The following is a 590-nucleotide window of genomic DNA, read 5'->3' on the forward strand; positions in this document are numbered from 1 at the left end:
CGGGATGTACCGATGCCGTTCCCCGTACACCTCGATGTGCTTCACCACCTCGCCCCGGTAGGCCTTCAGCCCACAGTTGAAATCGTGCAGTTTCACGCCGGACATCCGACGCGTGGCCCAGTTGAACAGCTTGGTGGGAAGGGTCTTGCTCAGCGGGTCGTAGCGCTTCTTCTTCCAGCCGCTCACCAGATCGTAACCCTCCTCCCGCACCATGCGGTACAGGCCGGGGATCTCGTCCGGATCGTCCTGCAGGTCGGCGTCCATGGTGATGACGACCGCCCCCGAGGCAGCCTCGAAACCTGCGTTCAGGGCCGGGCTCTTGCCGTAGTTGCGGCCGAACCGGATCCCCTTCACCCGGGCGTTCGCCGTGCGCAGCCGCACGATCTCGTCCCACGACCCGTCGTTGCTGCCATCGTCCACCAGCACCACCTCGTAGTCCAGTCCCATGTCAGTGGCCACACGATGCACCCGGTCCACGAGCTCGGGCAGCGACTCGCGCTCGTTGTACAAGGGGATCACCACGCTGAGGTCCATGGCCGAAAGATCGGCATTGACCGAACAATGGCGTACTTCCGATGCGGAAAGCGGAG

Annotated in this window: 1 protein-coding gene; it reads right to left on the minus strand. The window is 63.9% G+C overall.

Features of this window, described 5'->3' with window-relative positions; genetic code table 11:
- Positions 1 to 534 (minus strand): glycosyltransferase family 2 protein (locus KDM41_18615; GenBank protein ID MCB1185437.1); only part of this gene is annotated, 534 nt, incomplete at its 3' end.
- Positions 535 to 590: the final 56 nt, after the last annotated feature.

Source organism: bacterium (assembly GCA_020440705.1).
Classification (GTDB): Bacteria; Krumholzibacteriota; Krumholzibacteriia; order LZORAL124-64-63; family LZORAL124-64-63; genus JAGRNP01.